25 protein-coding genes and 1 riboswitch are annotated in these 26,232 nt (G+C 63.2%); of the genes, 8 read left to right on the top strand and 17 right to left on the bottom strand.

Annotated features, from left to right (window positions below):
• Window positions 1-447: 447 nt before the first annotated feature.
• Window positions 448-2,628 carry a circularly permuted type 2 ATP-grasp protein gene (locus B5F33_RS01795; RefSeq protein WP_087410062.1) on the top strand — a complete coding sequence of 727 codons (2,181 nt, stop codon included), beginning with the start codon at window positions 448-450 and terminating at the stop codon, window positions 2,626-2,628.
• A gap of 101 nt (window positions 2,629-2,729) precedes the next feature.
• Window positions 2,730-3,527 (top strand): transglutaminase family protein, encoded by a 798-nt coding sequence (locus tag B5F33_RS01790; RefSeq protein WP_087410061.1) that lies wholly within the window; start codon window positions 2,730-2,732, stop codon window positions 3,525-3,527.
• 79 nt (window positions 3,528-3,606) lie between these two features.
• Here the strand turns inward: B5F33_RS01790 and B5F33_RS01785 are convergent, their stop codons facing one another.
• The 4 genes from B5F33_RS01785 to B5F33_RS01765 all read right to left on the bottom strand — a co-directional run bounded on the left by B5F33_RS01785 (window position 3,607) and on the right by B5F33_RS01765 (window position 6,878).
• Window positions 3,607-4,764, bottom strand: coding sequence for an aldo/keto reductase (locus tag B5F33_RS01785; protein WP_087410121.1), 1,158 nt, complete (start codon window positions 4,762-4,764; stop codon window positions 3,607-3,609).
• Between the two features lie 453 nt (window positions 4,765-5,217).
• A complete protein-coding gene (locus B5F33_RS01775; RefSeq protein ID WP_087410060.1) occupies window positions 5,218-5,547 on the bottom strand; it encodes a type II toxin-antitoxin system RelE/ParE family toxin in 330 nt (109 codons plus the stop codon).
• The gene (locus tag B5F33_RS01770; protein WP_158095275.1) at window positions 5,544-5,885 is read right to left on the bottom strand and encodes a type II toxin-antitoxin system prevent-host-death family antitoxin; all 342 of its coding nucleotides are present in this window, start codon (window positions 5,883-5,885) and stop codon (window positions 5,544-5,546) included. The genes B5F33_RS01775 and B5F33_RS01770 overlap by 4 nt, the downstream gene beginning before the upstream one ends.
• Window positions 5,886-5,984: 99 nt before the next feature.
• Complete coding sequence (locus B5F33_RS01765) at window positions 5,985-6,878, bottom strand: LysR family transcriptional regulator (RefSeq protein WP_087410058.1); 894 nt, start codon at window positions 6,876-6,878, stop codon at window positions 5,985-5,987.
• A 142-nt stretch (window positions 6,879-7,020) separates the two neighbouring features.
• On the opposite strand from B5F33_RS01765, the gene B5F33_RS01760 reads away from it, so the two are divergent.
• The 3 genes from B5F33_RS01760 to B5F33_RS01750 are packed head-to-tail and all read left to right on the top strand — an operon-like array spanning window position 7,021 to window position 9,113.
• Entirely contained in the window at window positions 7,021-7,680 is a 660-nt protein-coding gene (locus B5F33_RS01760; protein WP_204214335.1) for a flavodoxin, read from the top strand.
• A gap of 18 nt (window positions 7,681-7,698) precedes the next feature.
• The gene (locus tag B5F33_RS01755) at window positions 7,699-8,442 is read left to right on the top strand and encodes a prolyl oligopeptidase family serine peptidase (protein ID WP_204214333.1); all 744 of its coding nucleotides are present in this window, start codon (window positions 7,699-7,701) and stop codon (window positions 8,440-8,442) included.
• Window positions 8,427-9,113, top strand: coding sequence for a hypothetical protein (locus B5F33_RS01750; protein ID WP_158095274.1), 687 nt, complete (start codon window positions 8,427-8,429; stop codon window positions 9,111-9,113). Before B5F33_RS01755 ends, B5F33_RS01750 begins: the two co-directional genes overlap by 16 nt.
• Window positions 9,114-9,391: 278 nt before the next feature.
• On the opposite strand, the gene B5F33_RS01745 is transcribed toward B5F33_RS01750, so the two are convergent.
• The 8 genes from B5F33_RS01745 to B5F33_RS01710 all read right to left on the bottom strand — a co-directional run bounded on the left by B5F33_RS01745 (window position 9,392) and on the right by B5F33_RS01710 (window position 17,708).
• Window positions 9,392-10,132: an SDR family oxidoreductase gene (locus B5F33_RS01745; RefSeq protein ID WP_087410118.1), complete on the bottom strand. Its 741-nt coding sequence runs from the start codon at window positions 10,130-10,132 to the stop codon at window positions 9,392-9,394.
• A 356-nt stretch (window positions 10,133-10,488) separates the two neighbouring features.
• Entirely contained in the window at window positions 10,489-11,022 is a 534-nt protein-coding gene (locus tag B5F33_RS01740) for a PTS glucose transporter subunit IIA (protein WP_239284658.1), read from the bottom strand.
• Window positions 11,023-11,032: 10 nt separating this feature from the next.
• Window positions 11,033-12,475 (bottom strand): family 1 glycosylhydrolase, encoded by a 1,443-nt coding sequence (locus B5F33_RS01735; RefSeq protein ID WP_087410055.1) that lies wholly within the window; start codon window positions 12,473-12,475, stop codon window positions 11,033-11,035.
• Window positions 12,476-12,549: 74 nt separating this feature from the next.
• Window positions 12,550-14,031 (bottom strand): PTS transporter subunit EIIC, encoded by a 1,482-nt coding sequence (locus B5F33_RS01730; RefSeq protein ID WP_087410054.1) that lies wholly within the window; start codon window positions 14,029-14,031, stop codon window positions 12,550-12,552.
• 159 nt (window positions 14,032-14,190) lie between these two features.
• Window positions 14,191-15,270: an alpha/beta hydrolase gene (locus B5F33_RS01725; RefSeq protein WP_087410053.1), complete on the bottom strand. Its 1,080-nt coding sequence runs from the start codon at window positions 15,268-15,270 to the stop codon at window positions 14,191-14,193.
• Window positions 15,267-16,283, bottom strand: a complete 1,017-nt coding sequence (locus tag B5F33_RS01720; protein WP_204214331.1) for a hypothetical protein — start codon at window positions 16,281-16,283, stop codon at window positions 15,267-15,269. Before B5F33_RS01720 ends, B5F33_RS01725 begins: the two co-directional genes overlap by 4 nt.
• Window positions 16,280-16,987 (bottom strand): dihydrofolate reductase family protein, encoded by a 708-nt coding sequence (locus B5F33_RS01715; RefSeq protein WP_087410052.1) that lies wholly within the window; start codon window positions 16,985-16,987, stop codon window positions 16,280-16,282. The genes B5F33_RS01720 and B5F33_RS01715 overlap by 4 nt, the downstream gene beginning before the upstream one ends.
• Window positions 16,988-17,054: 67 nt before the next feature.
• Window positions 17,055-17,708, bottom strand: coding sequence for a flavodoxin family protein (locus tag B5F33_RS01710; protein ID WP_087410051.1), 654 nt, complete (start codon window positions 17,706-17,708; stop codon window positions 17,055-17,057).
• A 214-nt stretch (window positions 17,709-17,922) separates the two neighbouring features.
• On the opposite strand from B5F33_RS01710, the gene B5F33_RS01705 reads away from it, so the two are divergent.
• Both B5F33_RS01705 and B5F33_RS01700 read left to right on the top strand, forming a co-directional pair.
• Window positions 17,923-18,774, top strand: a complete 852-nt coding sequence (locus tag B5F33_RS01705) for an aldo/keto reductase (RefSeq protein ID WP_087410050.1) — start codon at window positions 17,923-17,925, stop codon at window positions 18,772-18,774.
• A gap of 44 nt (window positions 18,775-18,818) precedes the next feature.
• Window positions 18,819-19,982: an iron-containing alcohol dehydrogenase gene (locus B5F33_RS01700; protein WP_087410049.1), complete on the top strand. Its 1,164-nt coding sequence runs from the start codon at window positions 18,819-18,821 to the stop codon at window positions 19,980-19,982.
• A 431-nt stretch (window positions 19,983-20,413) separates the two neighbouring features.
• Here B5F33_RS01700 and B5F33_RS01690 read toward each other — a convergent pair whose 3' ends face one another.
• Complete coding sequence (locus tag B5F33_RS01690) at window positions 20,414-20,803, bottom strand: DUF5655 domain-containing protein (protein WP_087410047.1); 390 nt, start codon at window positions 20,801-20,803, stop codon at window positions 20,414-20,416.
• A gap of 435 nt (window positions 20,804-21,238) precedes the next feature.
• Between B5F33_RS01690 and B5F33_RS01685 the strand changes: the two genes are divergently transcribed.
• The gene (locus tag B5F33_RS01685; protein ID WP_087410046.1) at window positions 21,239-22,768 is read left to right on the top strand and encodes an MFS transporter; all 1,530 of its coding nucleotides are present in this window, start codon (window positions 21,239-21,241) and stop codon (window positions 22,766-22,768) included.
• 58 nt (window positions 22,769-22,826) lie between these two features.
• Here the strand turns inward: B5F33_RS01685 and B5F33_RS01680 are convergent, their stop codons facing one another.
• The 4 genes from B5F33_RS01680 to B5F33_RS01665 form a co-directional block, all read right to left on the bottom strand.
• The gene (locus B5F33_RS01680; protein WP_087410045.1) at window positions 22,827-23,795 is read right to left on the bottom strand and encodes a CorA family divalent cation transporter; all 969 of its coding nucleotides are present in this window, start codon (window positions 23,793-23,795) and stop codon (window positions 22,827-22,829) included.
• Window positions 23,796-23,905: 110 nt separating this feature from the next.
• Complete coding sequence (locus B5F33_RS01675) at window positions 23,906-24,229, bottom strand: multidrug efflux SMR transporter (protein ID WP_087410044.1); 324 nt, start codon at window positions 24,227-24,229, stop codon at window positions 23,906-23,908.
• Between the two features lie 17 nt (window positions 24,230-24,246).
• Window positions 24,247-24,306: riboswitch (guanidine-III (ykkC-III) riboswitch) on the bottom strand.
• Window positions 24,307-24,358: 52 nt separating this feature from the next.
• Complete coding sequence (locus tag B5F33_RS01670) at window positions 24,359-24,697, bottom strand: P-II family nitrogen regulator (protein WP_087410043.1); 339 nt, start codon at window positions 24,695-24,697, stop codon at window positions 24,359-24,361.
• Between the two features lie 165 nt (window positions 24,698-24,862).
• Entirely contained in the window at window positions 24,863-26,140 is a 1,278-nt protein-coding gene (locus B5F33_RS01665) for an ammonium transporter (protein ID WP_087410042.1), read from the bottom strand.
• Between the last annotated feature and the right edge of the window lie 92 nt (window positions 26,141-26,232).

The following is a 26,232-nucleotide window of genomic DNA, read 5'->3' as shown; positions in this document are numbered from 1 at the left end:
TGCTTTACCAGCCTCTCGATAAATCCCGGCAATTATACAATCCTGTAGACCCACCCAACAGACTGCACAGCCCGCGCGACCGCCTGCCCACAAGCGTTTCTGGACCTTTGAGCTGGCTGTGAACTACTATCGCCAGGTCATGACCAACTACATTGGCTACCACGACCGCGGTATGCTGCTTGCCGTCGGCGGGTGCTGCGAATGGCAAATGGGGCGACCGCGCCGATCGTCTGCCAAATGTACCCGTCCCCAATGGCAGAATGGCAGATCGTCTGCCATATGTACCCGTCCCCAATGGCAAATGGCAGCGTCCCCAATGGCAGATAGGTCTACCCTATGTGATATTTCCTGGGTCCTATTTTCACAACTGAAACACGCGTGCCTGCAGCTGGAAACACGCGGCTCCTACGATGAGCCTCATGCATCGCCCGCATGAGGGGAGTCACCATGGATATCGAAACCACCGCACGCCAGCTTGCCGCCAGCCTGGCATCGCATCAGAAGGAAATCGGCCAGGAGCTCGCGCGCAACGGCGTGCGCTTTGGCATCTACCGGAACGGCACGTATGAAGACCGTCTCTTTCCCTACGACCCCATTCCACGCATCATTCCCTCCGACGAGTTCGACCGGCTCGAAGCCGGCCTCAGGCAACGCGTAGATGCCCTCAACGCCTACCTGCGCGACATCTACTCGGCCAAGCAGATCGTGCACGACGGCGTCGTGCCCGAAGAGTACGTCTACACCTCGGCCGGCTACCTTCCGCAGGTCAACGGCGTCACGCCGCCGGGCGGCATCTACGCGCACATCGCCGGCGAAGACCTTGTCCAGGGCAAAGACGGCCACTGGTGGGTGCTTGAGGACAACCTGCGCATCCCCTCGGGCGCGAGCTACCCGCTTTTTGTGCGCGAGATCGAGCGACGTATCAATCCACGCACCTTCCGCACCATGAACCTGCGCGACAACCGCGACTATCCGCGCCTGCTGCGCAAGACCATGGACTTCGTCTCGTGCGAGGGCCTGGCCGTGGTGCTCACCCCCGGCCGCTACAACTCGGCGTTCTTCGAGCACGCCTACCTGGCCGAGACCACCGGCGCCGAGCTCGCCTTCCCGGATGACCTAGAGGTCATCGACAACAAGGTCTACCTGCTCGACTACACAGGCACGCGGCACCGCGTGGGCGTGGTGTACCGGCGCCTCTCCGACGAGTTCCTCGACCCCTTCGCTTTCAACCCCGACTCGGTCATCGGCGTACCGGGGCTGCTCGGTGCCTATCGGGCAGGAAACGTCGCCATCGTCAACGCGCCGGGCAACGGCGTCGCCGACGACAAGGCCATCTACTACTTCGTGCCCCAGATGATTCGCTACTACCTGGGCGAGGAGCCCATTTTGGACAACGCCCCCACCTACATGCCCCTCTTCGAGAAGGACCGACGCGAGGTGCTCAACCGCCTGGGCGAGCTCGTCATCAAGGACGTCGCCGAGGCCGGCGGCTACGGCGTGGTCTTTGGCTCGAGCCTGTCGGCCAGCGAGCGCGCCGAACTTGCCGAGCGTATCAAGGCGGAGCCGCGCCGCTTTATCGCGCAGGAGGTCATCGACTTCCGCGACATCGACGTCATCGACCCAGAGACCGGCGAACACAGCCCCCGCAAGTGCGACCTGCGCGCCTTCGTGCTCACCGGCAAGAACACGCACGTTTGGTACTCGGGCCTTACGCGGTACTCGTCTGTCCCCGGCCAGATGATCGTGAACTCGTCGCAGGGCGGCGGCTTCAAAGACACGTGGGTACTTTCGTCAAAGCAGGGCGTCGGCGGAGAAGACGTGCATGCCCGCATCGAGCACGCACTCGACCAGGCGCGTCGCCGTCCGCTCGCGCTTGTCACGGCGTCAAAAGCCGAAAACCTCTACTGGCTTGGACGCTACACCGAGCGTATCTTCACCACGCTCAACGTGTTTTATCCGTTCTACGACCGCGTGATGGACACCGACGTGGAGGCGTTCCGACCGTTTGCCCGCGCTCTCGACGTGCCCGAGGACTTCACCGATTTCGATGGCTTCATCTGGTCGCTGCTCTACGACGCACAGGAGCCCAACTCGGTGCGAAGCGCGGCCGACGCGGCGTTCTACAACGCCGTCATCCTGCGTCCCGAGCTGAGTTCGCGCCTGTTGCAACATATCGAGCTCGCTCTGCGCGACCTGGACGACGCGGCCCGCACCTGCGGCAAGGGCGGCAGCATGCTGAGCCAGCGCGATGTGGCGGATGCCCTCCTCGCCTTCTGGGGCGGCATTGAGAACTCCGCTGCCGACCCCGCCTTCAAAGCTCTCATCTTCCTGGGCAAGTACCTCGAGCGCCTTGATTTGTACAGCCGCTTCGAGCTGCCTGCCGAACTTATGAAGGCGGCGCTTGGCAAGCTCGACAGCTATGCCAAGCAGCTGGGAGACCACCCGCTGCCGTACTGTTATGCCGAAGGCACGCGCATCCTGGCAAGTGACCTGGCCCATCGTGGATATGCCGAGGCCGCCGAGCGCACCGCGCAGCTGCTTGCGCGATTTGAGGGACGTATCGTGACCTCGGATACCAAAGACGCGGGCTCTCTGAGCTCCATGAACATGGATGCGCCGCACGCGTAGACGCAACATGTAGACGATGCACGGACCGTCGGCGCACGGTTCACAGCGAGCGGGTTGGGGTACTATTCCTGCAGGCAAAAAGGCATGAGCAGGAGGCACGCATGAAGAAGCTGTCGTTCGACTACCAGATGCGACTGACGTTCAGCGCACCGGTGACCGACCACAGGTTTCAGCTGCGATGCATTCCTGCAACAGGGCCACGTCAACAGATTGTCGATGTGGAGTTCACGCTCGAGCCGGACGTGCCGTACGAGACTTCGACCGATTCCTTTGATTCCGTCGTGGTGACGGGCTTTATCCCGCAGGAACACGATACCTTTGGCTACCGCGTGACCGGCATCGCTTTCGTGGACAACGAGCACATCAAGCCTGAGCCTCCCAAGCCACTCTATCGCTTTACCTCTGCGCTCACCGAGCCAGGCCCCGTTGTCTCGGCACTTGTAGCTCGCTGCGAGGAGCTGCTTCGCCCGCTTCCCGGCGGCGCGACCCCTGTCGAGCGAGCCCAGGTCATCATGAACGAGGTGTATCGGGCGTTTACCTATACGCCGGGGAGCACCACCGTTCGCACCACCGCCGAGGAAGCGCTTGCACAAGGCAAGGGCGTGTGCCAGGACTATGCGCACGTCATGCTTGCCGTATGCCGAAGCTGCGGAATCGTTGCGCGCTACATCGCTGGGATGCTCGCCGGCGAGGGCGCGACGCACGCGTGGGTCGAGGTATACCACGGGGACCGATGGATCGGCCTCGACCCCACGCACAACCGTCTCGTGAACGACGACTACATCACCATTGCACACGGGCGGGACTATCGCGACTGCATGCTCGACATCGGCATCTTCTCGGGCGTGAACGTGCAGCAGACGCAATGGGTCAACGCCGCCGTCCATGAGCGGGCCTGATACGCTGCGAGCACGTGGCGCACGGAACCGATGCGCGATGCGTGACGCCCGGAACCAAAACGCCTAGGAGCGCTGATGGCTAGCAGCCAAAAAGCCGCGCGGCCTGGGACATCTTATCGGCGACCTTTACACCAAAGGGACAGCGGCTTTCGCATGCATGGCAGGCGATACACGCGCCGGCGGTCACGCCGAGTGCGCGATAGTGCTCGCGCACCGAATCCGGCACCGAGGGCTGCATGGCGGCGAGATCGTAGAACTTGTTGACGGTGGGGATATCGATGCCCACGGGGCACGGCGCACAGTGTCCGCAGTAGGTGCACTGGCCATAGTAGGCATGGCGCGGGGCACCGGCAAGCACGGCCGCATAGTCCCGCGCGGCGTCGTCTGCCGTCTCGTAGGCCACCGCCTCGGCCACGTGCTCAGGCGTGGTGTAGCCGACCATGATGCTCGCCACTGCCGGACGGGTGAGCGCGTAATGGATGCACTGCACCGGGGCGAGCGCCACGCCAAAGGGCGACGCCGAGGCGTCGAGCAGACGGCCGCCCGCATAGCCCTTCATGACGGTGATGCCCGTGCCGGTTTCCTCGGCAAGCGCGTACAGCTCGGCGCGGTCGGGGTTCACGCCGTCGAGCGCATCGCGGTCGAAGGTCACGTGCTCGCCCAGCACATCGTCGAGGTTCTCGCTTGCCGGCATCATATCGAATGCCGGATTAACGCTGAAGAGGATCATCTCGATGTCGGAGCTCTCCACAGCCAGACGGGCGACGGCGGGATTATGCGTGGAAAGGCCCACATGACGAATGGTTCCCGCAGCGTGAAGCTCGCGCACGTAGTCGTAGAACGGACCGGCCATAATCTGGTGGAACTCATCGACCTTGTCGATGTAGTGAATCATACCAAGGTCCATATAGTCGGTGTGAAAGCGCGCAAGTAGGTCCTCGAACGCCGGCTTGACCTGGTCCAGGTCGCGGTCGCGCACGTATTGCTCGTTCTGCCAGGTGGAGCCCAAATGGCCCTGGATAATCCAGCGATCGCGGCTGCCAAGCTCCTGGAGCGCGTCGCCCAAGTTTGAACGGCGCGTGGGGTCGGGCATCCAGCAGTCGAGGATATTGATGCCCGCATCCTCGCACGCACGCACCACGGCAAGCGTATCTTCGAGCGTGCCGTCCATCCACTCGCCGCCAAAGCCGATCTCGCTGACCTTGAGCCCCGTGTTGCCAAGCGTGCGATACTGCATGATCATCCTCCCCTATGTGGCGAACCGCATGTCGCAGCAGCCGCTGGACGGGCTTTTCCGCCCCCAATCGAGCCGTGCCGGCATACCGCTCGCACCTTCCTCCTGCCCTCCAGTATAGAGGCACGTTGTAGGATCTGCCCTCACTCGAGCTTTAGCCAGGCACGACCTCTGCGCGGCGTTCGTATTTGGGTCTTATGCTCGCGGTGAGGCGACCGAATCTTCTGACATTGACCTTCTTGTCGACGGAGACCCCCACGTTAAGCCGCTCTCAATCTACGCTCTTGGTGAACAAGTCCGCGAATCGACAGGCAAAGATGTTGGCATTTATGAACTGTCTGAACTCAACGACGGCATTTTTCAACATCGACGAGCAGGCGATTACGGTGTCATGTACGTGAAAAGCGCCCGTCGTTCTGCTGAGGCGAAACGGGAACAGGGGCATTTTTACGTAAACTAGCTTGAATAGCGCTCCCAGCGCTCGAGGGCGATGTCGTAGACCTCATCATCGGCGCGGGCGCCAACAACCACGATAACCATCTCTTCGTCACGTCGCTCGAGCGCATAGACGATGCGGATCCCCGCGCCGCGCAGCTTCACCTTGAACAGGCCGGTAAGGTTTCGGCCACCCTTATTTCCAAGCGGTTTACCATACCCGCCCTCTTGCTGCGGAAGCGGATTCTGGCTGACCTTGTTGATGGCCTTTGCATATTCTTTTTGCTGGGACCCATCGAGGCGAGCAACGTCCTTCGCCGCCTCAGGAGTGTACGTTACCTGCCAGCTCATTCGAACTCGACCTCCGGCATCGCATCGACTTCCTCCTGCGAAATGCCCAGCTCTTCCATGAGCTCCTCATGCGTTTTGAGCTTGCTCGTATCGCCGTTCCACCGCGCGAGACGCTCCTCCGCCAGGGCAAGATCGGCCGCGTCCTCCCGCGCTTCGCGCAGACGCTCGTATTCGCGATATTCCTCGGGCGTGATGACCACCGCCGTGGGGACGCTCCGCTTCACGATGATGACAGGGCTTCCCACCTGAACTCGGTTGATGATCTGCGCCGCTTTCCCGTGGTTGAGGTCGCTTGCGGGAACGATGTAATCAAGAACGCTGCTCGCTGCCTGTGCCATGATGCCCTCCTTATGCATGCGTGAACGCATTATATAAATATACCCATCCGCGACACACCAACATGAAACGGGGCCAGAGGAAATTTCACGTTAAGCGATTCACGCACTCTTGCGAATCGAATCAACAGCGGCAAGAAACTCCGCAACGTGATCAGAAGGGCTGGGACTGTGCAGGAGGCCGTAGGAGACCTCGCATCCCCAGTCGGTTGGAATGGTGCGCAGCAGCGGGTGAACGTCGCGCCAGATGGGCAGCGTCGCCAAAGCAAGCCCCTCGTTTGCGGCACGGTTGAACACCTCGGCGGTGTACTGGGGAAAGTCGATGAGGGTAATGTCAGGATAGTCAGTGCGAATGGTTGCTCGCAGCCTGTCGATATCTTCGTTCCAGCCGCGCTGGCTCAGCAACAGCGCATGCCCACGCAGCGCATCGAGTGGAATGACGTCGCGGTCGGCCAAGTCGCTTTCAGCCGGCACGGCACACCACAGGGGCTTGCGGGCAAGCACCAGGCCCTCGCAGCAATGCTCCTCAAGGTAGTTGTCATCAAACACGCCGAGCACAACGTCGATGTCTCGCCCGAGCGTAGCGAGCAGGCGCGCTGTCTCGGGACCGTTCTCGAAGGTGACCACCTGCATGCTCATGCCCGGGCAGAGCTCGCGCACCCGATTCCACAGCTCGGTAAGCGGAGCCACCGGCGTCATAAGAGACACGCCTACACGCACGATGCGCTTCTCGGCACGCTCCGCCATGCGGGCGCGGGCGACGGACTCCTGAGAGTACTGAACGATATGACGCGCGTCGGCGAGCAGACTCTCCCCCGCCTTGGTGAGCGTGAGACCCTGGTGAGAACGGTGAAACAGCGTGAGACCCAGGCGCGACTCCAAAAGGTTCATCTGCTTGATGACGGCTGTCGGCGTGATGAACGATTCCTGCGCAGCCTTGGAGAAGCTGCCAGCTTCCGCCACGCGAATAAAGGTGTCAAGCTGCGGATTGTACATGGCTTCCTCTCTCGTGCGCTCTGCCGGTATGTACCCCAAAGTTATAACGTCTACTCCAACGAAAACTTCCCCTGCGTTGCGGTCGTCCATAGCATGAAACGTGGATACCTGTAAAAACAGTCAACATGACAGGAGGATCATCATGCGTGAAAGCAGCGTAATGAGCAGGCGAGGATTCCTTGCAGGGGCGGCACTTTTTGCGGGAGCGTTGGCAGGCTGTGACGCCAACAACAACCCAAGCGGAGCCGAGAACGATCAGCAGGCAGGAAACAGCCAACCCACTACCAGTAGCAGCGGCACCTCATCTGTCACATCAGCGAATGGCAATGTCCTGGTTGCCTACTACTCGGCGCAGGGGCACACCGAGGCCGTGGCGCAAGTAATCGCCGACGAATTGGGGACTGACCTCTTTGAAATCATGCCCGCGGAGCCCTACTCCGACGACGACCTCAACTGGACCGACGACAGCAGCCGCGTCACGCGCGAGCACGAGGATGAAAGTCTGCGCGACGTGGAGCTCACCCAGGTCACGCCCGACGGCTGGGACGGCTACGATACGGTGCTCGTAGGCTACCCCATCTGGTGGGGCATCGCCGCATGGCCCGTCAACAACTTCATCACGGGCAACGACTGGGACGGCAAGACGGTTATCCCGTTCTGCACGTCCGCGAGCTCTGGCTTGGGGCAAAGCGGCGATTTGCTTGCCGAGGCAGCGGGCTCCGGCGACTGGCAGGAGGGCCGGCGCTTCTCGCAGAACGCCGACGAAGACGAGGTGCGCAGCTGGGCGGCAGGCCTGTCTTGAACTGACGAGCCGCGTGCGGTGGCGGGCTACACGCTGACCGCGGGATCGCAGGTTGACCGCGGATTCGTGGTGGACAACGCGCTGACGACTCCCGACGGGCGGACCCTCCACTTCTCCTCCCACGTTCCCAATACCTACGACGGACGGACGGCGTTCGCCCTCTACGTCTCCTGTCCCGGCTGGGAGGGTCTCTACTTCCAGGGCGTGGGCGCGAACCTCCAGGAGGACTACCCGTTCGTGGCCAACGGCTACGTCCCGGACATGATCGTACTGTCCCCGCAGCTCGATGATTGGGGCGAGCAGTCCGCCGCCGATGTTATCGCGCTCACCGAATGGGCGCTTACCGCCTATCGCATCGACCGGTCGCACGTCTATCTCTCCGGCTGTTCGGGCGGCGGGGAGACCATCTCGCTCGTGCTGGGCATGCGGCCCGACCTCTACCGCCGCGCGCTCCACACCATATCGCGCTGGGACGGTGACATCGCTGTACTCGCAGCGGCCGAGGTCCCGGTGTATATGGCCATCGGCGAGCACGACGAATATTACGGCCCCGAGCCGGCGCGCGAGGCGGCCGAACAGATGAGAGAAGCCTATCGAACCCGCGGGCTCAGCGAGAGCCGCATCGACGAGCTCGTAACACTCGACGTGAAGCCGACGAGCTACTTTGTCGAGCACGGCTTCAGCGAAGACGCCGGCCAGCACGGGGCGGGCGGATACCTGTTCGCGCATGACGAGGAAATCATGGGGTGGCTCTTCACGTGACCAAGAATCAAACAACCCGGCGACGCATGGTGCGGCGGGCGCTCGATCAGACGCTTGCCGCACTTCTTGCGCTGCAAATGTGCTATCAGCTGCTCCCCGACGACCTGCACGCGCTGCTTGGACTCGCCATGGTGGCATGCGCGATTGCGCACCTTGCTCTCAATGCCAAGGGGGCGCGGGCACTGGGGCGCGGGCGCATGAACCCGACGCGGTTCCTTCTTGCTGCCGGCGCATGCGCATCGGCAGCATTGATGATCATCCTTGGCTTAAGCGGTCTGGTGCTCTCGGGCATCTTGCCCGTTTCGCGCGGCTTGGACTCCGTTGCCCGTGCTGCGCACCTGAGCGTCTCGTACCTCGCCTTGCTCATCATGCCATTTCACGCAGGGTTTCACATGCCGTTCCCGCTCAAAAGGAAGAAGGGCGCCCGCTCGCGCGTAGCGCCCTCGTCGATACTATGGATGCTGCTCGCCTGCGGCGGCATCTACGAATTTACGGCGCTGCACATTCTGGACTACATACTGCTCCGCATGCCCTTCGTGCTGCCCGCCACTGTGCCACTTCCCATCTACCTGTTTGAACACGCCGCCGTGATGGCGCTGTTCGCGTTGCTCGGCTCGCTGGCCATGCGCGCGGCGCAAGCCGTCGGCCGCAAGAGCAGGGCTCACGCATAGCCGCAATGGCGCAGCGCAGGCTTCTCGCGATCGTCAACGGGGAGCACCGTTGCGCCCGGACCCGTCCGGCCGGGCAAACCAGACGTCAAGGGGAACGCCGCTCGCTGAGGGAAACGCTGATTATCGGCTTCCGCGCCCGGGGACGCAGCGGCGGGGTGGATGCAGCGGAAGGCGAGAAGGGGCGGCGGCGCTGCGCCGATGCGCCCTCAGGCAACAAGAGCCCAGCACGTCGGTACCGGGCTCGGAATGATTCGACCGGTCTTTCTCCAGGTGAACCTCTACGCCTCCATGCTCGGGCGCACCACCAGGTCGCACACGTCCACGTTGTCCGGCTGCGAGAGGACGTAGAGCACCGCGTTGGCGATCGCATCCGGTTCGAGCCCGACGTTCTCGTAGAACTGCTCGACCATCGTCTTGGTCTCGGACGGGGCGACGGTGTTCAGCAGCTCCGTCTTGATGGCCCCGGGATAGATCGTCGTGGTGCGGATGCCGGACTGCTCGGCCACCGCCTCCTGGCGAAACGAATCGAGCATCGCGCGGACGAAGTGCTTCGTGCCACAGTACACGGCGTTGCCCGGCACCGAGCGGGTCCCCGCGCACGAGGACGTCACGACGATATGTCCGCGCCTCTGCTCGAGAAAGACCGGCAGCACCGCCGCCATGGCGTTGAGCACGCCCTTAATGTTGATGTCGACCATGTTCATCCAACCGGTCACGTCGAGCTCGCTCATGTTGCCGCCCGGCATGATGCCCGCGTTGGCGAAGAGCGCGTCGACCTTGCCAAAGCGCTCCTGTGCGAGCGCCGCGACCGCCTGCATGTCCTTAAGCGCGGTCACGTCGGAGGCAAGATACGCCGCGTGATCGCTCCCCAGCTCCCCGGCAAGCGCCTTCAGGCGCTCCTCGCGCCGGGCGGACAGCACAACCTTGGCGCCGTTCGCCGCGAGCACGCGCGCGGTCTCTGCGCCGATGCCCGAGCTCGCGCCGGTGATGATTACGACCTTGCCGTCTACGTTCTGCATGTTATCGCTCCCTTGCATGCGTGCCCGTCGCACGCGATCTGTGCCCGCGGCCTGCGCGCCCATATGCCTGCGTGCCCTTCCATTGTCCTCATCCATGCAAAGGCGGGATTACGTGTGACCGAAATCCTCCCGTATGAAGCGTCCGTGCTGACTCGTCATCTGCATCCTCCCGTAGAGCGAGCGCGAGGGGACGCGGCCGCCAAAAAGGCCGCCCCCGTTTCGTCTACCAGTATAAGGGGCCGTCCGATCCCTCCGGTATGCGCGCTCTGCATGCCGGTATGCGCCAAGCGGGCACCTAACGGATAGATAGCCCACCCGCCTGGCGCAGCCCCTCGGCCCCGCCGGGGCACGCCGGGCTACCGCACGAGACGAAGGACCGCGGCTCCGGCGGCGACCTGCGACCCGGAGTCCGCGGAAAGCTCCACGGACGAGAAGCTCCCGCCGTTGGTCACCGCCGTTACCACGATATCCCGGTAACCGGCGTCCGCGATCGCATGGCGCGAGAAGCCCAGGATGGGCTGGCCCGCCTCGACGTGATCGCCCTTCTCGACATAGGCGGTGAACCCCCTGCCGTCCATCTCCACCGTGTCGATACCCACATGGACGATGAGCTCGACGCCGTCATCCGACGTGATTCCGACCGCATGGCCCATCGTGACGCTCACGGTCCCCGATACGGGAGCGTACGCCGTCTCCCCCGTCGGCCAGATACCGCATCCCGGGCCCATCACCTCGCCCGCGAAGACCGAGTCGGGCACCTCTGCCATGGGGACCACGCGCCCGTCGACCGGGGCGCAGACGACGCCCGCCCCCGTCTGCGCGTCCACGGCGGCCGGCCTCGCGCTTCCGCCCGCCCCCGTCGCCTTCTTGAATCTGTCAAACAGTCCCACTTCTTGCCTCCTAGGAAAGATCGGCGCCGTTGCTCGCGATGATCCGCTGATATGCGTAGAAGCTGTCCTTGCGGCTGCGCGCGAGCGTTCCCGTGCCGTCGTCGTGCTTGTCCACATAGATGAAGCCGTAGCGCTTGGCGAGCTCACCCGTGCCGGCGCTCACGATGTCGATCGGCCCCCACCAGGTGTAGCCGATGAGGTCGACGCCGTCGTCGACGGCCTCGCGCATGGCCTCGACGTGCCGCCGCAGATAGTCGATTCGATAGGGATCGTGGACGAGGCCGTCCTCGGAGACCTCGTCACGAGCCCCCATGCCGTTCTCCACGATCATGATTGGAATCTCGTAGCGGTCGTAAATCTCGTTCAGAGCGAAGCGGAGACCCGCCGGGTCGATCTGCCAGCCCCATTCCGTGGCGGGCAGATAGGGGTTCTTGCCCCCGAACGTCATGTTGCCCTGCGCCATCTCGAGGTCACCGTGCGTCCCGACGATGTTCGACATGTAGTACGAGAGGGTGTAGAAGTCAACCGTCCCCGCCGCGAGATCCGCAAGGTCGCCCGGCTCCATGTGAAGCTCGATTCCATTCTCACGGAAGTAGCGCCGGGCGTATGAGGGGTAGTGGCCACGAACTTGCACGTCCGAGCAGAACCAGTTGGAGCGGCGCATCTCCGCCTGGTTGGCGAGCACGTCGGCCGGGTCGCACGTGGCGGGGTAGCTCAGGATGAAGCAGTCCATGTTGCCAATCTTGAACTGCGGGTACTTCTCATGCGCGAGCCTCACCGCGAGGGCTGAGGCGACGAGCTGATGGTGCAGGGCCTGATAGCGCTCCTGCGGCGTGCGCTTAAGCTCGGAGACCGGGCCCTCGAAGCCCCGCACGAGGCTCGTCGAGAGCAGGTTGCCGTGGTCGGAGGCGCCGTTGTTGATCTCGTTGAACGTGAGCCACCAGTGCACCTTATCCCGGTAGCGCGCAAAGACGGTCGAGCAGTACCGCACGAAGCAGTCGATGACCTCGCGCGAGGCCCAGCCGTTATAGCGCTCGGCGAGCGACCAGGGCATCTCGTAGTGCGAAAGGGTCACGATCGGCTCGATGCCGTGCTCACGGCAGCATTCGAAGACGCGGTCGTAGAACGCGAGGCCCGCCTCGTTGGGCTCCGCGTCGTCGCCGTTCGGGAAGATGCGGCTCCAGGAGATTGAGAGGCGCAGCATCGTGAAGCCCATCTCGGCAAAGAGGGCTATGTCCTCCTCGTAGCGGCGGTAGAAGTCGATACCGTCGTGGTTGGGGTAGAACGCCTGCGGATCGATCGCGGCGGTGATTTCGCGCGGTCGCTCGAAGCTGCCCCCCGTCACATGGTCGTCCACGCTCGGGCCGCGTCCGTCGACGTCCCAGGCGCCCTCGCACTGGTTGGCGGCAAGGGCGCCGCCCCAGAAGAAGCCCTCCGAAAAGCGTTTTTCCATATCTCACCCTTTCTGGCAACGGGGCGGGGCCCGCGAAGGAAGCACGGACCCCGCCAGGGGAGGGAATGCGATACCTAAGCAGCCAGCTTGTTGGGCTCGTCCCGGTACGTAACCATGGTCGCGGCGAATGCGATGACCATGGCGATAACGACGCCGATGGCCGCGTACACCACGTTGGTCATGCCCATGTCGCCAACGGTGTCAATGAACGTGGGAAAGCCGATGATGCCCGAGAAACCCGTGGTGAACGAACGGGTGCCCATGGCGCCGATGAAGGTGCCGCCGAAGGCGCTCGCGACGCAGGAGATCACGAACGGCTTGACCTTGGGCAGCGTGATGCCGTAGATGGCGGGCTCGGTGGTGCCGAAGAAGCCGGTCACGATGCAAGGAATGGCGACCTCGCGGGTCCGAACGTCCTTGGTCTTGATGGCGATGGCGATGATGACGGCGGTCTGGGCGAAGACGCAGCAGAAGTCAGGAGACATCACGACGTCATAGGCCTGCAGGCCGTAGTTGGCGAACATGATGGGGACGATGGCCCAGTGCAGACCGAAGATGACGAGTACCTGCCAGAGCGCTCCGAGCACGGCACCGGCGACAAGCCCGCCCACGGTGGGAATCGCGTAGAGCGTGTTGAACAGCAGCGTCACAAGACTCGTCAGGATGCTTGCAATGGGGCCGATGACGAGGTACGTGAGCGAGACGGTCACGACGAGCGTAACGAAGGGGACGGTGAAGAAGCGAACCGTTGCCGGAACGTGCTTCTTGAGCGGCCGCTCGATGAGCGAGGCCACCCACACAGCGAGGATGACGGGCACCACCGTGCTCGTGTATCCCGAGGCGGGCATGATGACGGGGATGCCGAGGAAGGTCATCGAGTACGCCATCTCGAAGGGCGTGCCCGTGAACACCGTCCCTATCGCCTCGGCCGTGGAACCGAGGGCGGAGGGGTTGGCGTTGACCATCTGCGGGAAGCAGAGCGCCGCGCCCACGGCGATGCCGATGAACTCGTTGCAGCCGAACTTCTTGGCAGCGCTGTAGCCGAGCACGATGGGCAGGAAGTAGAAGAAGCCGTTGCCCACCGCATAGAGCACTTGATAGGCACCGTCAGTCTGCGACAGCACCCCCAGGAAGGCGAGAAGGGCGAGGATCCCCTGGATGAGGCCGGAGGCAGCGAGCACGCCCAGGCACGGCTGGATGATGCCGGAGATGAGGTCAATTACGACCCCGATGGGACCACCCTTGGCGGGCTCGACGCCGTCGGCCTCCCTTGCATCATCGGCCGCGACCTCTCCGGCGCCCTGGATGCCGCCCACGGCGAGGACGGCATCGTAGACGTTGGCCACGTCCGGTCCGATGACCACCTGGTACTGACCGCCCGCCTGCATGACGGCAAGCACGCCGTCGGTCGCCTTGAGGGCCTCGGTATCGGCCTTGGACTCGTTTTTCAGCTTGAAGCGCAGGCGGGTGATGCAGTGCGCCGCGGAGATGATGTTGTCCCGTCCGCCCACGTTGTCGATGATGGTGCGTGCGAGACCGTCGTAGTCTTTTGCCATAGCACAGCTTCCCTTCGTGAAGAGGGGTGTAACCTCGATTGGATTTGGACAGCCAGCCCGAGCGTCGACGAAGGAAGTGGCTTTGAGTACGATTTCAGTGTAGTGAAGGGCGCCTGCCCGGTGAACGCCTCAAAGAGTGAGTTGGTTATAAGCTTTGCGTTATAACGATGCGCGCGCAAACGCATCCTGCATGAAATCGTCGAACTCGGGAATCCAGTCACCGAGTGCGCCGAAGCCGTGCGGCCAGCCCTCGAGTACGCGCGCATGGACCGTGTAGCCCAAGTCGGCCATGAGCCAGACCTGCTCCTCGAACTGGTCGTAGAACGGGTCGCGCGTACCGTAGCAGTAAAACGTCGGCGGCAGGTCCGCGCCCGCCAGCAGGTCGGCGTCGAGCGAGGCGACCGAGAGGCGCCCGTAGAAGGAGTAAATCATCGCATCTGCCGCGACATCTGCCGACACCCGGTCGAGATCGTCGGGCCCATACGAGGGGTCGAGCGCGTACGGGGTCACGTCGCCCCGCCAGTTGATCAGTTCCTCGCCGCACAGGATGCCGCCCGCCGAGTAGCCACCGACGGCGATGCAGCGCTCATTGGGCAGGTCGTACTCATCCGCATGCGCGCGCACGAAGCGCACGGCGCGCGCCAGGTCGAGCGCCCCCTCCTGCTGCGAATACGGCCGCAGGCGGTAGTCCACGACAAAGCACTGGTAGCCGCGGCGGGAAAGTTCCGCTACCGTGGGGTAGCAGTCGGCGTTATCGCCGCGGAAGATAAAAGCCCCGCCGGCGCACAGGAGCACGGCTCCCTTGACCACAGTACCCGCGGGCACGGGGACGCTTGTTATCGTGGGACGAAATCCGTCTGGGTCGCTCCCGCCCGCTCCCTCCTCGGTCACCGCGGGAGCGCGCCCCTCCTCCCAGAGGAAGAAGCGCTGCCGCTCGAGCGGCCGCACATCCGCCGCGAGCACCGTTCCCTCGACGGTGGAGGGATCGGGGCTCACATGGCTGTCGTCCAGGCGCGTAAGCCCCTCCTCGTCAACATCGAGGTCAACAAGCTCGCGGACACCTCCGAGGTCATCATCGGAAACATCGTCGGGCGCGGCGTCGGTCGAAACACCAACGAGCGAGTCCCGCTCCCGGTCAGTTTGTTGACTCTCGTCGTGCGCGCCGAGGTCGCACCCGGCAAGCAGGGCGGAGGCTGCGCCGACCGCCGTCGCAAAGAAGGTACGTCTCGTCATCCTCATCGCTGTGCCTCCCAAAACGCGCGGGCATCGTCAATCCAGCCCTCTGCCACGGTATCGATACCCAGGCCGAACCCGTGGCTCAGGCCTTCGTAAACATGAAACTCCGTGGGCACGCCCGTCGCGCCGAGCGCGTCGATGCGGTCCTGCATCGTGCGCCAGCTGGCGATGCCGTCGCGATCGCCCACGCAGGCGTAGGTCGCGGGGTCGGTGCCCGTCAGCTCGCTCATGCCGGTGTACTGCATGATGACCGTCGCGGGTCGGGGCGTCGCCGCCGGCGCGCCAAAGGCAGCCGGGCCGTAGCCGCCGACCCATGCCGCCATGCGCGCACCGGCCGAGCCGCCCCACAGCGAATAGCCCGACGTGTCCACGCCGAGCTCGTCGGCGTGCTCGAAGATGAAGGAGACGGCGCGAGCCAGGTCCTCGCAGGCGAGCTGCGCATCCGGGCGGTAGATGACCGCGAACCCGTTGATGCCGGCGTGGGACAGGTGCAGGCAGTGCGGGAAGGAGTCGTGCATGGCCGCGACGTAGGCGAAGCCTCCGCCCGCGCTTACCACAGCAAACGGCGCGGGTGCGCCGCCCGCCCCCTCGGCAGCGAAGCGGAAGAGCCCCGTGTAGGCGAGCGATGGGTCGGCTGTCTTCTCGGCATCCGTGTAGATGTCGTAGAAGACCGTCCGTCCCGCCGCGCGCTCTGATAGCAGATAGCCGACGACATCGACCGTGGTGCCCGTATGGATCTCCGAGTACCACGGCAGGCATGCGGGAAGGTCGTCGAGCGTCATGTCCTCCGTCGGCGGGTGGAGCGTCGTGGGAAAGAGCAGGCGGCCGCAGTCCTCAAACAGAGGATTGTCGATAACATCGTAGATGAGAGTCGAGCCCGAGACCTGCACCTGCTCGGATACAGATTCGGAGTGGGAACCCAATCCATGCCCCGTCCGACCGTTCGCAGCGCAGCCGCCGAGCGCTACCCCAGAAACACCAAGGATTGCGGCCAAGAACGTGCGACGCGACATCATCGCAGCACCTTATAGACGAGATGCAGTCCATTGCCCCCAACGCGCTCCATGCGTTTGAGCTCGAACGCGTGCGAGCGCACTGCCGCGCCGGGCATCTCATCAAAGACGGAAGCCACTCCGGGCTCTCCCGAAACCGTCGGGGCAAGAACAAGGCTCAGCTCGTCGAGCACACCCGCGGCAAGAAACGACATATCCGTCTTGCCACCACCGCATACCAGCAAGCGCTCGATGCCAAACAGCGAGCGCAGCTTTTCCAGCGCAAGCGGAAGGTCAAGCGTGTCCTTGCCGGCAAGCACGTACGAGGTCCCACGATCACGCAAATAGGCACGATACCCACGGGGCGTAGACGCGGTAAGCACCTCGATAACGTGCGCATCGTCATGGCCCGTCCGGCGATACGTTGCCGACCGCCACGCAATCTCACCAGCAGGATCAATGGAAATATAGAACCTATCTTCGCGATGCGGCGCCACGTAATCTCCCGTGGGAACATCGGCGGTCGCATCAACCTCTGGAACGTCTGCGCCCTCAAACCCCTTTGTGGTCATCGCACCATATGCGATGGCGTCAGCACCAAACGAGCCCTGCAACCGGGCATACTCTGCGCGGGGTGATGCAGCGGCGGGGTCAAACATGTATGCTCCATCAATATGCCCGTTGAGTCCGGCAAAGACGTGGCAGATGACATACGGTCTTTCGGACATGAAGCCCTCCTTGCGAAAAAAGCTCGGGCGATGAAGCACCGAGCCCTGACAAACCAGTAGGCGCTCGCTAACGGATGAAGTTGGTATAGGCAGTTGCTTCCTGAGCGGGCAGCTCGATGCCAGCCTCGCGCGCCACGCGAATGGCCTTGACGAGGAACGCCATGTTGCCGCCAAGGAAGCGCATTGCCTGCAGCCCCTCGGCGTCGCGCTCGACCTCCTCGGCAGTGGCGCCGTGCACGATGTTCCAGTAGCGCGAGGTGGCGATGGGCATCTGCAGCAGCTGGAAGTACCGGTTGAGCTGGTCGATCGTCGCGGTGTTGCCCGCCCGACGGCAGCTGGCCACCGCGGCGCCCACCTTCATGCGGAACCCGTCGTCGCCCGCGGCCCGGCGCAGGCTGTAGAACGCGCGGTCGAAGAACGACGTCGCCGCACCCGTGGCGGCGCCGAAGTGCACGGGCGACCCTAGCACGATGCCGTCGTAGTCCCGGACGATCTCGGTAAACTCGTTCACGCGATCGTCGAAGACGCATTTTCCAAGCTCATCGCAGCGCTTGCAGGCAATGCAGCTCGCGAGCGGCTTGGTGCCTACCCAGAAGATGTCGGCGGCGACACCGTTATCTTCAAGAGCGGCAGCGACCTCTCGCAGCGCCCGGTCCGTGCAGCCGTGCGCATGAGGACCAGCGTTAACCAGGATGACGTTGGGGCGGTTGGTATCGGTCATGAACTCCTCCTGTTGATGACTTGCGCTCTCTTACCGCCAAGCGTACGGCCGCGGAGCGGAGTGCGGAAGCTCCTCTTGGTGCGGTGACCTGAACCCGCGGGTTATAGCCCTGCGCGCACCCCAGCGTTATAGGGGTCTCACCAACGGAGACTTCTGCGGGCGAGGCGCTCCCCGTACGGTGGATGCATCAACAGACACGTGAAAGGAGAACATCATGGACTACATCGCCCTCAACAACGGCGTCAGGATGCCGCAGCTCGGCTTCGGCGTGTACCAGATCCCGGACGCCGCCGAGTGCCAGCGCGCCGTGGAGGACGCGCTCTCGGTGGGCTACCGGCTGCTCGACACGGCCGCGAGCTACGGCAACGAAGAAGCGGTCGGGGCGGCCGTGCGCGAGAGCGGCCTGCCGCGCGACGAGGTGTTCGTGACGACCAAGCTGTGGATGTCGGACGCGAGCTACGAGGGCGCTAAGCGCGGCTTCGACGCGTCGCTCAAGCGGCTGGGACTCGACTACGTCGACCTCTACCTCATCCACCAGCCGTTCGGCGACGTCTTCGGCGCGTGGCGCGCCATGGAGGAGCTCTACGAGCAGGGCGTGATTCGCGCCATCGGCACGGCGAACTTCTACCCCGACCACCTCGCGAACCTCATCTCGTTCAACCGCATCGCCCCCGCCGTGAACCAGGTGGAGTGCAATGTGTTCTTCCAGCAGCGCGAGGCGCAGGAGTACATGGCCGGCAAGGACGTGGCCATGGAGGGCTGGGCTCCCTTCGCGGAAGGACGCAACGACCTCTTCCACAACGAGGCCCTCGCCCGCATCGGCGAGGCACACGGCAAGACGGTCGCCCAGGTCGTGCTGCGTTGGCTGCTGCAGCGCGGCGTGGTCTGCATCCCCAAGAGCACGCACCGCGAGCGCATGGAGCAGAACTTCGACGTCTTCGACTTCGCGCTGGGCGACAACGAGATGGCCGCCATCGCCGCGCTCGACACCGGGCGCAGCGCGTTCTTCGACCACCACGACCCCGCCACCGTCGAGATGATGGCCGGGCTCGTGCGCAACGTGTAGACGAGCGGTCAGACCGCACTGATAACTTACTAGGAGGAATTGCCATGAACTCATTCACGTACGACTACCCGGTCAGGAACTACTTTGGCGAAGGGGCCATGGACCAGGCGCTCGACGCCGAGCTCGCGCGCATGGGAGAGACCGTGATGCTCGCCTACGGCGGAGGCTCGGTCAAGCGCACCGGCGTCTACGACCGCGTGGTCGAGAAGCTCACGGGTGCCGGCAAGCGCGTGGTGGACTTCGGTGGAATCATGTCCAACCCGACCTACGAGAAGTGCCAGGAAGGCGCTGCGCTCGCGCGCGAGGAGCAGGTCGATTTCATCCTCGCCGTGGGCGGTGGCTCGGTCTTCGACTGCTGCAAGGTCGTCTCCGCGCAGGCCATGCTCGATGAGGACATCGAGGGCTACGAGCACGTCCAGGGCAAGGTGCCGAGCTCGTTCATCCCCATGGGCTGCATCGTGACGCTCTCCGGCACGGGCGCCGAGCAGAACAACGGCGCCGTCATCACCAACGAGGAGACGCACGTGAAGGGCGCCTTCGTCGGCGCGCTGCCCACGTGGGCGGCGCTCGACCCGGCGCTCACGCTCACCGTCCCCCACGCGCAGTTCATGAGCGGCGCGTTCGACACGCTCTCGCACTGCATGGAGAGCTACTTCGGGAGCCCGCGCGGGCGCAACGTCACCGACGACATCAATCTCGCCATTCAGAAGAACGTCATCCGCAACATGCGGGTCGTCGCGGAGGACGACCAGAGCCTCGAGGCGCGCAGCGAGCTCGTATACGACTCCGCCATGGCCGAGAACGGCGTGCTCAAGATCGGCAAGGCCACGGACTTCCAAGCGCACATGATCCAGCACCAGTACGGCGCATACACCCACACCAACCACGGCATGGGCCTCGCGGTCATCCACCCGGCGCTCTACCGCCACCTTGCCCCCGAGGCGCCCGAGCAGTTCGCCCGCTGGGCGAGCGAGGTGTGGGGCGTCGACGCCGCGGGCAAGGGCGACCTCGCCGTCGCGCTCGAGGGCATCGACCGCCTGCAGGCGTTCATCGGCGAGATGGGCCTGCCCACGAGCTTCGCCGAGATGGGCTCCGACGCGTCCGACGAGACGCTCCGCAAGGTAGCCGACACCTGCGTGCTCACCGGCGGCTGCGCCAAGAAGCTGAAGCGCGACGAGGTGTTCCAGATCCTGATCGAGTGCCGGTAACCACAGCGCACTTGGCGTGAAATGGGGACAGGGGCAATTTCACGCTGGCGGAGGGCGACGCAAACTGCGGGCGGATTTCACGTGTATAACTCGCCAGGCATATTGCCTGTCAAAAGGGTTCAAAACTGCCCACTCCGATGTTGAATTGCCTGGCATCTCGGGACTTCGCCATCGTCCCGTTCATGACTACGGGGGGACAAACTGGAGCATGGTTGCCTCAATCATTCTTGATGACCTACCCACCTTTCTAGAGCAAGTCGACGTCATTCTCGCCACCCTGACCAGCAATAGCTCGCAAGCAGATGGTCGGGTTCCCCAGGATTAAATTACGGGCATAACTGGCCGTTGCCGCAATCATGTAGAACCAGAGAGGACGCGCCAGAGCCTGTTTCCCCATAGCCGAAAACACCACGCACACTCCCCAGCCGGGGTTATTTGGTAAGCGAGAAGTCGTATGCTGCGCAGACCCAGGACATGAGCTCGTCATCGATGTCCTCGGGGCAGGTCATGAGCACATGATGTGTCCAGCGATGGGGATATGGCTCCGTCGCCACCACAATGCGCGGGTTATCAAGCCGATATTCCAGACCAAATGTAATCATGAGACATGGGTTGGGCCACCCCTTTTTGCGACGAATGGGCAGCGACGCACACGCGAAGTTATACCTATTCGAGAAGGTGATCTGCGTCTTCTGCACGCGAATGATCAACGGTCCACGCGCGGCGCAAAGCTCGACCACGCGATCTTCGAACACGCGGTACACCGGGAGCATCTCCGGCGCTGCCGCAAAGTACCGTTCGAGCTCGTCATCATGTTCCATAGAGTCCACCTCCACTGCATGACCCCAACAGGACGCCTAATTTATAGGGTGGGTGCCCGGCCCTTCAGGCAAGGCGCTCAGCTCTATATTCTCCCTGCATAGGACCCTCGTCCAGCGGAAATAGATTAACGACGCATTCACGGCAACGTTCTGCCGCGCTGCAGTGGTGCTCGATATCGTCGACGCGGTGCGGCGCTAACGCCAAAGGCAGGGCGAGCATGGCCAAGACATGACGTTTTGATGAGAGCTCCTGTTGCACGCGGTATGCTTATCGCTTGTGCCCACCGCGGTTGAGCGAAAAGCCAGGCGATGGCGTGAGGCGCCGCGGACGGCGAGTTGCCGTCCGCCGTTCTCGAGCCTCGCCACCGCGCATGCCTAAGCACTGTACAAGCCACGGCCGCCGCCGGAGCGGGCTCCCGTTTGGGAGGCTGATCTATGGCAGAACAACAGGAAATGCAACAACCACACACCAATGCAGCTGTGGACATCCGCAAACAGGAGAACAACGCGTCTGGCGCGGCGACATCCGCTCCGGCGCCCATGGCCTTTGAACGCCGCATGGACGCACGCCTCATCTGCTCATTTGCCGCAGTAGGACTCGCCGCCGCCGCGGGCATCGTAGTGGAAACGGCTATGAACGTCACGCTTCCCGTGCTCAGCCAGGAATTCGGTGTGAGCACTGGAGACGTGCAGTGGGTCACCACAGCCTACCTGCTTACCATCGCCTGCGTCATCTCCGCCTTTTCATATCTACAGCGACGATTCACAGCACGAACATTGTTCGCGGCGCTTCTTACCTCGTTCGCCGTTGGCATTGTGCTTGCAGCCGCCGCACCCACGTTTGAGGTGCTTCTTGCCGGACGTATTGTGCAGGGCATCGCGGGCGGCATAGCGTTACCGCTTCTATTCAACATCGTGCTTACTCAGGTGCCATACAACCGCATGGGATTCCTCATGGGCTTTGGCACGCTCATCGCATCGGTCGCCCCAGGAGTTGGACCGTTTATCGGCGGTGTCGTGCTCTCCGCGTTTGGCTGGCGCGCCATCTTCCTTGTGCTGTTACCCGTGCTTGTTATCTCCGCGCTGCTTGGTCTTCCCACCATGCGCCAGGCAACGCCCACAGAGCGTACGCGCTTCAACACGCCGGACTTCATTCTTCTCGCCGTCTGTTACGTCTGTCTCGTCTTGGGCGTAAACCAAGCGTCGGCGGGCGGCTGGGGCTCGCCGACGGTCATCGCGCCCATCCTCACCGCCGTCGTGCTGGCTCTAATCTTCTATAAGCGCTCGATGAGCTCCCAGAATCCGCTTATCCGCGTCGAGGTGCTGCGAACAGCGCCCTTCACCCTAACTCTCGTGGTCATCCTTCTCGTGCAGTTCACCACCCTGAGTCTCGGCTATCTCGTGCCCAACTACGCGCAGCTTTCGCTGGGGGCAGGCGCCTCGCTTGCCGGATGCCTGCTCCTACCGGGATGCATCGTGGGCTCGTGCTTCTCGCCCATCTCCGGGCGCATCGCAGACCGCATCGGCTTTACCAAGCCCATCCTGCTCGGCAACGTCTTCATCATTGCGGCGACAGCAGGCATGGCGCTGCTCGGTGTGCATCTGCCCGTGTGGGGTGTAGCTGCTCTATACGCGATCTACGCACTTGGCCAAGGCTTCACCATGGGCAACTCGATGACAAATGGCCTCAGCTGTCTGTCACATGAGCTCTCGGCCGACGGAAATGCCGTCATCAACACGCTGCAGCAGCTCTCGGGTGCGGTGGGCACGGCGGTGACCTCGAGCATCGTCGCCGGAGCTCAAGCCGCAGCCGGCTCTAACACCGCCGCCGGAACCGCCGCGGGGGCCCAGATGGCATTTGTCCTCTTCCTCGTGCTCGCCTGCGTCATCATCGCCTGCACCATCGCAGCAAACCTGCTCAGGCGGCAAGCACGGAGGGAAGCCCGGCACCCGGCGGCGCGGTAGAGAAGGGCGCCGCAGCCTACACGGCCCGCGGCGCCCTCGGACGCGGGAAGCAGCACTCCTATCGATGCCTGTCGGTACCGTGCTGTCCGCGGCGCTTCCTGCGCGACATCCCAAAGCTCAACCAACCCCGCCTATGAAAGAACACGATTTCGGCCACGGCAAGCGCCACACACAATGCCGCGGCGACGGCATAGCCCCATGGCACGTTAATGAGCAGCATGTTGGGGAAGTTCATGCCAAACCATCCGGTGATAAACGTAAGCGGCAGCGCGATCGTAGCCACAACGGTAAGCCACTGCATCACGTTGTTCTGCCGCACGTCGATGCTCTCCTGGTAAAGGCTATGTACCTGCAAGCTGTAATCCTGGAGCGACTCCAAGCGCATTCCCAAGCGATCAAGCTGTCGTGAAAGCGCGGCAAACCGTTCGCAATCGGCCGGGAAAAGAAGGGCCTCATCCTCCGAAAGGTCGTCGGCAAGGTCGGACAGGCCCTGGTAAAAAGTATCGAACCCAAGAAGCCTGCGAGCATCGGCCATCATGTCGCCGCGGTCGATGCGCGTGCGACCCTCCAAGATCAGAGCCTCGAAGCGCTCAAAGTCCTCACGCACACGAGAAAGCGTCGCAGGGTGTTCGCGCAGCAACAGCCGAAGCATCGCACAAAGCACCCCTGCAGGGCTTTCAACCGGCACCCTCTCCTCGGCAAGCTGGCCAAGCAACGTCGTGCAAACGTCGCCGTCATCCACCAGCACCAGCTCGCTGCGGCTCAGAAGCACGCCAAACCGACCCTGTCGGCGCGAAAGGCGCTCGCCCGCCGGCGCGACGACAATGCCCGCCGCGCGCTCGCCGATATGCTCGACAAACGAAAGCTCGGCATGAGGGAGCTGGGAAAGCAGATCGCGGGTGGCATGGTCCGAAGCAATGCCCGCCGCCTCGTCCGTGTCCAGAACCAAGACATCAGGGGCTTGGGCATCGTGCCCCTCACCCCTCGAAACCAACACGTTGCCCGCAATCGACCATTCCCGCTGCATGCCCTGCCCCCTCAAACGCAATCCTATGCGGAAGGATACCCAACACGCAGCCGCTTGCTATAGATGCACGTCATCGGGTCGTTGCCCAACAATGGGACGCACCAAATCCGTCAATGTCCCTCTGACACCAGCTTAAGCCCGATGATGCAGACGATGAGACCTGCGATAAAGACCATCTTGGCGGCGTTTACCGGTTCGGTGCCGGTAGCCATGCCGATGCACACGGTGAGCGTGGCTCCAATGCCCACCCAAACGGCATAGGCCGTGCCGGCCGGCAGCGTACGCATGGCATAGGCGAGCCCTGCCATGCTCAGCAGCAGCCCTACAACGAATACGACGGACGGCCCAAGTTTCGAGAACCCCTCGGAGCGACTGAGCGCCGTCGCCCAGACAGACTCCGTAACGCCGGAAACAATCAACACGAGCCAATTCATGAGGCACCTCCCCGATCGATGCGCCGTCTTTTCGAACCTGGTACGGCTGCCCTCGTCAGGGACCCTCTGGTCGTGCCCACTATATCACGCGCGCAAGCCAGTCGCAAGACGTCAGCCTCTCGGGGGTGGCTACAGGGCGGCCTCGCCACGCTCACCCGTGCGAATGCGCACAGCCTCCTCGACGGGGTCGACGAAGATCTTGCCGTCACCCACCTCGCCGGTCTTTGCAACCGAACATATCGTGTCGATAAGGCCTTCGACCTCGCCGTCTGCCACAACAAGCTCGACGCGGACCTTAGGCACCATGTTGAGCAGCACCTCGGTTCCGCGGTAGTACTCCTTCCAGCCATGCTGCTTGCCAAAGCCCTGAATCTCCGAAACAGACATGCCATGCACGCCCGCCTCAATGAGCGCGTCCTTCATCGGTTCGAGCATCTCGGGTCGAATAATTGCCGTGATTCGTTTCATGGGATTCCCCTTCTCTCTGTGTTGACCTCATGCGTCTATCCTGGAGGACCGGCTACCCGCGCCGTTCAGACGCCTGGTAGGACCACATCGGTCGCGCCCCCTGGGAGCCGCCCGCCGCAGCACAGAAACCGGCAGGCGACTCCAACCTCTCGCCTGCAGCCGGGATTACGCGTCGAGACCGGTGTATGCCGGATAGGCGCTCTCGCCGTGCTGCGAGACATCCAGGCCAAGCGCTTCCTCGCCATCGGTCACACGCAGACGCCCATGGAAGACCGCCTTCACCACCAGCGCAATCACCACATCACAAACCAAAACAAGCGCGACCGTAACAACGATGCCCAGCACCTGGTCGATCAGCAGCGCCGGGTCCCCCGTATAGATGAGGCCGCCAAGACCTGTCCACGAAAGCTCGGGCACGCAGAAGATGCCGGTGAGGATACCGCCCAGGATGCCGCCGATACCGTGGCACCCAAACGCGTCGAGCGCGTCATCGTACCCCAGGCGCGCCTTGAGGTACGAGATGGCGAAATAGCAGACAGGTGACACGATAAGCCCCATGACGACCGCGACCCAGGGCTCGACGAAACCGGCCGAAGGGGTCACCACCACAAGACCGGCCACCAAACCGGTGCAGGCGCCCACGAGCGTGGGTTTGCCCGTCGCGATGCGCTCGACAATCATCCACGACGCCATGCCCGCAGCGCTGGATACCACAGTGTTAAGGATGGCGAGCGCTGCCACATCGTCCGCTGCAAACGCAGAGCCTCCGTTGAATCCAAACCATCCAAACCACAGCAGGCCGGCACCGAGCGCAACAAACGGCACGTTGTGCGGCCGGTAGGTCTTAAGCCCAAAGCCCTTGCGGCCGCCGAGGAACAGGCAGAGCACCAGGCCGGTCAGGCCGGAGCTGATGTGAACGACGTCGCCGCCGGCAAAGTCGAGTGCGCCGATGATGCCACCAATCAGACTGCCGTCGCCTCCCCATACCATATGGGCAAGCGGAGCATATACGACCACCGACCAGATGCCAATGAAGAGCGCGATCGCACCAAACCGCATGCGACCGGCCACCGCGCCCGTCACAATGCCCGCCGTGATGAGGGCGAAGGCCATCTGGAATGCGATATCGAGAACAGAAGGATAGGTGACGCCGTCGGGCACCGACGCCGCCTCGGACAGCATGCCCGAGACCGTGCCGGAAAGGCCGATCTGGTCGAACCCTCCGATTATCGGGCTCGACCCGTCACCGCCATAGGCAAGCGACCAGCCAATGAGGACCCAGGTCAGGCCAACGATGCCAATTACCATCAGCGACATGAACATGGTGTTGATGACATTCTTGCGCCGCGACAGGCCGCCGTAGAAAAACGCAAGACCGGGCGTCATGAGCAGCACCAGCATCGTACAGATGAGCATAAAAGCCGTTGAGCCGGTATCGTACATATGCATCCCCTCCCCGAGCACACGAGGCGGCGCCCGCGAGAAGCCGCGAGCAGCGCCTCGTCTTTAGATGCGCCCATCATAGGGAGGGTGTT

The sequence above is a fragment of the Collinsella sp. An2 genome (assembly GCF_002160065.1).
Classification (GTDB): Bacteria; Actinomycetota; Coriobacteriia; order Coriobacteriales; family Coriobacteriaceae; genus Limicola.
Note: the sequence above shows the minus strand (reverse complement) of the source record. Positions and strands in the feature narration are given on the sequence as shown.